Below are 6,075 nucleotides of genomic sequence, written 5' to 3'. Positions count from 1 at the left end.
GAAGACCGTCGCCGCCTTGCCAGAGAGACGCATGCAAGCGGGAATAGACGCCGAACGGGGCGCCGGAAGGAGCCACATACTTATACTTAGACAGGCTGCTTCTGGCGCCTCGTCCGAGATAAACAAAGCCATCCCCGGGGGGAGTGATCCCGACCGGCGGCGAAGCTTGGTTTTTTGACAGATTGAACACCACCGCCTCCCCCTCATCCTGAGGTGGGAGCGAATGCGACCCTCGAAGACGAGGCCACCCCGCCACCCCTCATGCTGAGGTGGAGCGAATGCGACATCAGAAGCACGAGGCCAGCCCAGCGCCAGGTTAATGGGATGCTTCGAGGCCCGCGCTCTGCGCGTGCGCCTCAGCATGAGGGCGTTGCGACAAGTGGCTTCCCTCTCCCCCTTGTGGGAGAGGTTACAAAATCGAAGGCTTAGGCGAGCGCAAGCCGCCTAAACTTCAGATTTTGTTGGTGAGGGGATCGGTTCCGTTGCCACGACATAACAGCCCCTCACTTGCGATTTCTGATGTTTAGGCCGCTTGCACTAGGCCAATTCATCGAAACCGCTTTCTCCCCCGCCAGGGGGAGATGGACACTCCCGCAAGCCTCACAACCCCTCGCCCGACCTCCAGGCCCTCGGCGTCTTGCCCGGCTCCACCACATAAAATCCGTCGGCCTTGACCGTCTGCCATTCGCCCGCCGCGCCATCCGGCCAGAGCACACGCAACTCCGTTTCACCCACGGACCCCAGCCCAAAATGCCACCAGCCGGTCTTGCCGCTGGCATGGCCGCCGCCGATCGTCACTTCGCGGCGCTGGATGACGTCACCGGTTTTCACCTCGATCCAGGCGCCGACGGCGTCGCGGTTGGCGCCGTCCTGGCGGAGCGCAATCTGGAGAAAGCGGCCCGCACCTTCCGTCACATTCCGCCAGATCTCGACGGGTGAACCCTGGTTCACCACGAGAAGGTCAATCCGGCCATCAAGATTGAAATCGGCAAGCGCGCCGCCCCGACCGGTGGCGGTCGAGGCGATGCCGGCCTTGTCGCCCATCTCGACGAACTTGCCATCCGCGCCCTGGACCAGAAGATTGTTCGGGTCCTTTTCAGCAAAGTCCGGCATCTTGGCGACATTGCCCTTGGCAATGAAGAGATCGCTGCGGCCGTCGTTGTTGACGTCCTCGAAATCGGTGTGCCAGGCCGTCGAGGGGCGGATCTCGCCACCGATATAGGGTCGATGGGCTGTTGCCCCTTTGGCGAAGGCGATATCGGCATAGGACGGCTTCGGCTGGCCGTCAGCCGGGATTTCGGCCAGCTTCTGCAGCTTGTTGTCGGCCATGCTGGTGAGAAAATATTCCGGGTAACCGTCGAAATCGAGGTCGTGGGAGGCGATGCCCATGCCCCAGATCCGCAGGTAGCGCCAGCCTTCGGTCTGGCTGAACAGTTCGGGCGCCTTGCCGGGCAGGACTTTCCACATCTGCTCCTGCCCGCCCTTGTAATACTCCCGGTCATTGGAAACGCGCAGCGACGGTGTGCCGGAGCGGTTCCAGTCGGTGAAGAGGATGGACAAGGGGCAGAAAGACGGGGTGAGCGGCAAGGGCGGTGCAAAGCGACGTTCACCGCTTGTGGCCGGGCGATGCAGCCAGTTGTCGGTGCAGGAGCCCCAGGGTTCGAAGTCCTCGAAACGGTCAATGTAATTGCCAACGGCAAGCGTTGGCCAGGCGCTGCCCAGCTCGAACGTGGCGGAAAAGGCGGTGGACCAGGCATCGCCACCGTCGAAGGCCCAGGCCTCGTTAGCGCGTTCGAAACGACATTCGCCCAGGCCGCGCATCACGACATTTTCGCCGGAGCGCAGGAGGACGACGTCCTGTTTGCTGTCGCCGTCGATATCGAGCGGATAGGCGCCGATCACCTTGTCGAGTTCGAGGCCGGAGACCTGCGCCTCGAATTTCAGCGGACCGCCGGATGTGCTGCGGTTGCGATAGAATTTCGCCTTGTCCTCGCCGCCCGCCAGAACGAGGTCGGGGAAGCCATCCGCATTGCAGTCGAAGCTGCCGGCACCTCCGCCGACCATGAACTCCCAATCGCCGCGATAGGTGCTGGAAATGCCGCTGGATGCGGTTTCATCGGCAAACTTCGGCAGAAGGGGCACATCATTGGCCAAGGCAGAGCCGGCGAGCAGGGCGGAGACCATCAAGATGCGGAGGCTGCTGATGACGATCATCCGCGCGTCCTCAGGGCCACCGTTTTTGCCCCGATGCATCGCCCCTGGTCGAGGCCCCGCTCGATTGCGGCGCGGAAGTGGATGCCGCCATAGAGGCGCGAGATGCCGGCTTCCTCGGCCGCATGCCAGAAGCTCTTGAAGCTGCGGTTCGGCAGTTTGTCCTTGGCATGGGTCTCGTCGGTAAAGGCAAAGTTCTCGCCAAAGAAGGCGGTGAGCACGGTGGCGGCCGCACCCGACTGGGTGGAATGGCCGCTCGGATATTCCGGGAAGGGCGGCGTGATCAGGATCGGCTCCCATTTGGGGTCGATGACACGCTTGATATAGGTGACCGGGCGCAAGAGGTCGTATTCGAACTTGGAATGCCAGCAGCCGATGAAGGCATCGGCCAGCGTCACCCCGAGCCGCGCCATCAAGTCGGCATGTTCGACGGCACTTGCCTTGCGTTCGTCGAGGATCTTCAGGCCGATGGCGATCCAGTGGCCGGGCGGGGTTGGCGAAAGCATCGGATCGTCAGACCAGAAGCGGGCAACGGCACGCTCCTCGGGCGTCAGGTTCTTTACCCGCTCGTAGACTTCGAGCGCTTCCTGGTAAAAGGCCGAGCCTTTGTCTTCGCTATAGGCCGGCGGTGGCGGCAAGGGGCAGGCATTGCCGATCTCCAAGGCGAAGGGGCGGTTCTCGCCCCATTTCGGCAGAAGAGGTTTTTGCTGCTGGTTTATCAGGCTGGTCGGCACCCAGTGGGATGGGCCTTCGTTGAGCACGAATTCGAGCGGGAAGCCCATATTCTCGATCTTGGCACCGCCATCGCCTTCGGACCAGGCGAGAATATGCGCTGTGATGCTTTCGCCATATGCCTGGCTACGGGCAACGAGTTCGGGGGCGAGACCAACGGCCACCTCGGCTGCGAGCTTTTCCGTCATCCGCTTCAGCGCACGCTGGCCGGTCGGACCGGTATTGCCGAAGAGTTGGCGGGCGGCGGAGGAGAGGGCCGCCTGGAGCACGACGGCTTCATCGTAAGCGATACCGGCCTTGCGCTGCGGCAGCGGGGTTAGGCCGTTCAACTGGCCGGCGAACGAGGTCAGCGTGCGGTCGCCGCTGGCAAGGGCTTCGTAGGCGGTGACGCCGAGATAACCGAAGGCGCGACTTGCGACCGGCGGCGAATAGGTCGGCGTATGGCGCACCAGTTCGAGAACCAGCCGGTACCAGTCGCGGATCACCGTTTCGGCGCTGGCAGGTGCTGCCTGTGCAGGCGCAAAGGCCAGTGCCATCATGATGAAGCAGAACGCCGCCAGGCGTTTCCCCACTGCTTTCATGTCCCCCTCCCAAGGTTCGCGAAGCCGTCTCAATCGATTGAATACCGATAAAGCACGCGGCTCCCCAGCCTGCAAGAGGAGGTATGCCGTGCGACTTCAGATCAGGCCGACGGCACGACCTGCGAGGCTCACAGCGAACAGGACAAGGAAGCTGGCAGCAACCCGTCCGATAAGGCGCGGGCGTGCCGTGGCGACCCCGCGCAGAACGGCGGCACCCACGCTCAACCAGCCGGTGGCAACGATCATGACGAGCAGCGCAAAGACGGCAAGATAGGCCAGAGGCGTGGACAGCGCCTCAAAGGACGACAGGGAGGCGCTGGGGATCAGCGCGAGGCCGATGATCAGGCCCTTTGGGTTCAGCACCGTGGTGCAATAGACGCAAGCGCCATTGATGCCGCCGGTGGCGCAGATGGCCGGTGGCCGCGTCCAGAGCCGGACGGCGAGCAGCAGGACCCAGGCGGACGAGGCCAGCTTGACGCCCAGAGCCACGAGCGGCTGATCCGACAGCAGCGGAGCCGCCAGAAAGACGAGCGGCAGGATGGTGGTGAGATAGCCCGCAAGCTCGGCTGCGATCAATGGCAGCGACGCCTTCAGGCCGCGCGAAGCGCCGGATACGGCGAGCAACGTGTTCGTGGGCCCGGGTGTCAGGAGGAGGAGAAGAACGGCAATAGCAAAGGCTGAGAGGGACAAGGGGGATCTCCGACATGCAGGAGATGTGAGATAACAGGCAACGGACAGAAGCGGCTTGATTTCGGTCAAGACAGATCACGTTTGGAGTGCTGCCCTCGCCCTGCGCCACCCCTGAGGCCGTAGACCTTAGCGGATCTGCGCCACCCAGGCACGGCCGACGGAGAGACCCATCTGATCGGAAAGCACACCATCCGCCACTTCGAGTTCGGGATGGCGGGCCAGCCAGCCTGGTGACTTGCGCTCGATCACCTCGGGAAAATGCTGGATCCAATCGCGAACCACATGACGGTCCGCCTCGAAATGAAACTGGAAGCCATAGGCTGCGCGGCCGAGACGGAAGGCCTGGTGGCGCGTCCGTTCATTTTCGGCCAGATGCAAGGCGCCATTCGGCAGGCTGAAGGTGTCGTCGTGCCATTGGAAGGACAGGAAGCGGTCCGGCAGAACAGACAGAACCGGATCGGACCTGCCCGCATCGGTGCGATCGATTTCACACCAGCCGAATTCCGGCGCGGCGCCAATGAGATTTTCCCCGCCATAGGCACGGGCCAGCAACTGGCTTCCGAGACAGATGCCAAGGACCGCCTTGCCGCTGTCGCCAAAGCGGCGCATCAAGCCGGCCAGTTCCGGCAGATAGGGATGCGCGTCGTCGTCACGGGCATTCTGCTCGCCGCCAAACACCACCAAAGCCTCGTAGTCCTCGAATGTCGGGAGCGGCTCACCGGCATAGGCGCGGATGGTAACGGTCTCGGCGCCGGCCTCGGCCAGTGCATGTCCAACCTGGCCTGCATGGGTGATTTTGGTGTTTTCAACGATAGCAACGCGCATGTGGCTCTGGTGGTTCTGGGTGGCTCTTGGGGGGACTCGCAGGGACGATGGCTAAACCCAGATGAAGCATGGCTCAGCCTGCGTCGCAAGAGGCACATCACGCGGGAAAGCAGAAGACGCGGCCCGGGGCAAGACCGGGCCGGCCACGTGGGTCAAAAGGTCTTGCGGAGCTTCGCATCCACCGACTGGGCATTGCCGCCGCGGAAGACGAAGAAGAAGGTCATGGCCGCCCAGAGCAGCGACTTTTCGGCCCCGGAAAAGCCCTGGTCGAGCTTGATCCAATGGAAATAGACCGTCACGAGCAGCACGATCGTGGCGGCGAAGGCGGCGGGGCGGGTGAAGAGGCCGATGGCAAGCAGGATACCGCCGAAGAATTCGGTTGCGGCAAGCAACGGCGACCAGAAGACGCCGGGGTAGAAGCCGAGGCCCTCGACCATCTGAACCGTGCCGAAGGGATCGACGATCTTGCCGGCGCCATGCGCGACGAGGAAGCCGCCGGCCACGAGGCGGAGCAGAGTTTCCACCAGGTCGTGACCAGACCGGTAGACAGGGGCAAGTGCCGGGATCAAGAGGCGGCTCGAATCGTTGGACATGGACAAACTCCTTGAAGACAATGGATTTTGCCTCTTGGCGAATACAGTGCCTTGTGGCAATCGCCGCACGGCACAAAAGATGATAATTTTGGTTGACTTATTCGTGAAGTGGAATGGCCATGGACAAGCCCAGGATCTCGATCACCTACTGCACCCAGTGCAACTGGCTGCTGCGCTCCGCCTGGATGGCGCAGGAACTGCTGCAGACATTCTCGAGTGATCTTGCCGAAGTCGCACTTATTCCCGCGACAGGCGGGGTCTTTGAGATCCGGGTCGACGCCTTGTTGATTTGGGAACGAAAGCGGGATGGCGGATTTCCAGGCCCGAAAGAACTCAAGCAATATGTGCGGGATGCGATCGATCCGGAGCGCGATCTCGGGCATTTGGACCGGGCAAGCCGCAATGAGGGGCTCGACACTTAAGGCCGAGCGAGACGAAGGCGG

7 protein-coding genes are annotated in these 6,075 nt (G+C 62.6%); 1 reads left to right on the top strand and 6 read right to left on the bottom strand.

The annotated features are described in order from the left end of the window. The 6 genes from ACSV9I_RS20185 to ACSV9I_RS20160 form a co-directional block, all read right to left on the bottom strand. The coding region (locus ACSV9I_RS20185; RefSeq protein WP_438330546.1) for a hypothetical protein at positions 1-190 on the bottom strand (190 nt) is incomplete at its 3' end. Positions 191-600: 410 nt separating this feature from the next. After that, positions 601-2,214, bottom strand: a complete 1,614-nt coding sequence (locus tag ACSV9I_RS20180) for a CRTAC1 family protein (protein ID WP_438330545.1) — start codon at positions 2,212-2,214, stop codon at positions 601-603. After that, the gene (locus tag ACSV9I_RS20175) at positions 2,211-3,524 is read right to left on the bottom strand and encodes a vanadium-dependent haloperoxidase (RefSeq protein ID WP_438330544.1); all 1,314 of its coding nucleotides are present in this window, start codon (positions 3,522-3,524) and stop codon (positions 2,211-2,213) included. Before ACSV9I_RS20175 ends, ACSV9I_RS20180 begins: the two co-directional genes overlap by 4 nt. A 96-nt stretch (positions 3,525-3,620) precedes the next feature. Next, the gene (locus ACSV9I_RS20170) at positions 3,621-4,214 is read right to left on the bottom strand and encodes a LysE family translocator (protein WP_438330543.1); all 594 of its coding nucleotides are present in this window, start codon (positions 4,212-4,214) and stop codon (positions 3,621-3,623) included. Positions 4,215-4,340: 126 nt separating this feature from the next. Further along, complete coding sequence (locus tag ACSV9I_RS20165) at positions 4,341-5,039, bottom strand: type 1 glutamine amidotransferase (RefSeq protein WP_438330542.1); 699 nt, start codon at positions 5,037-5,039, stop codon at positions 4,341-4,343. 152 nt (positions 5,040-5,191) lie between these two features. Next, positions 5,192-5,632 (bottom strand): DoxX family protein, encoded by a 441-nt coding sequence (locus ACSV9I_RS20160; RefSeq protein ID WP_438330541.1) that lies wholly within the window; start codon positions 5,630-5,632, stop codon positions 5,192-5,194. A 113-nt stretch (positions 5,633-5,745) separates the two neighbouring features. Here ACSV9I_RS20160 and ACSV9I_RS20155 point away from each other — a divergent pair, with 113 nt between their 5' ends. Continuing rightward, positions 5,746-6,054 (top strand): SelT/SelW/SelH family protein, encoded by a 309-nt coding sequence (locus tag ACSV9I_RS20155; RefSeq protein ID WP_054156392.1) that lies wholly within the window; start codon positions 5,746-5,748, stop codon positions 6,052-6,054. Positions 6,055-6,075: the final 21 nt, after the last annotated feature.

The sequence above is a fragment of the Rhizobium sp. G187 genome, assembly GCF_051549525.1.
GTDB lineage: Bacteria > Pseudomonadota > Alphaproteobacteria > Rhizobiales > Rhizobiaceae > Allorhizobium.
This window is presented reverse-complemented; position numbering and strand designations above follow the sequence as displayed.

Excerpts from the sequence above, each read along its gene's own strand:
- ACSV9I_RS20180 (WP_438330545.1), bottom strand. The coding sequence starts at position 2,214 with ATGATCGTCATCAGCAGCCTCCGCATCTTGATGGTCTCCGCCCTGCTC.
- ACSV9I_RS20175 (WP_438330544.1), bottom strand. The coding sequence starts at position 3,524 with ATGAAAGCAGTGGGGAAACGCCTGGCGGCGTTCTGCTTCATCATGATG.
- ACSV9I_RS20165 (WP_438330542.1), bottom strand. The coding sequence starts at position 5,039 with ATGCGCGTTGCTATCGTTGAAAACACCAAAATCACCCATGCAGGCCAG.
- ACSV9I_RS20160 (WP_438330541.1), bottom strand. The coding sequence starts at position 5,632 with ATGTCCAACGATTCGAGCCGCCTCTTGATCCCGGCACTTGCCCCTGTC.
- ACSV9I_RS20155 (WP_054156392.1), top strand. The coding sequence starts at position 5,746 with ATGGCCATGGACAAGCCCAGGATCTCGATCACCTACTGCACCCAGTGC.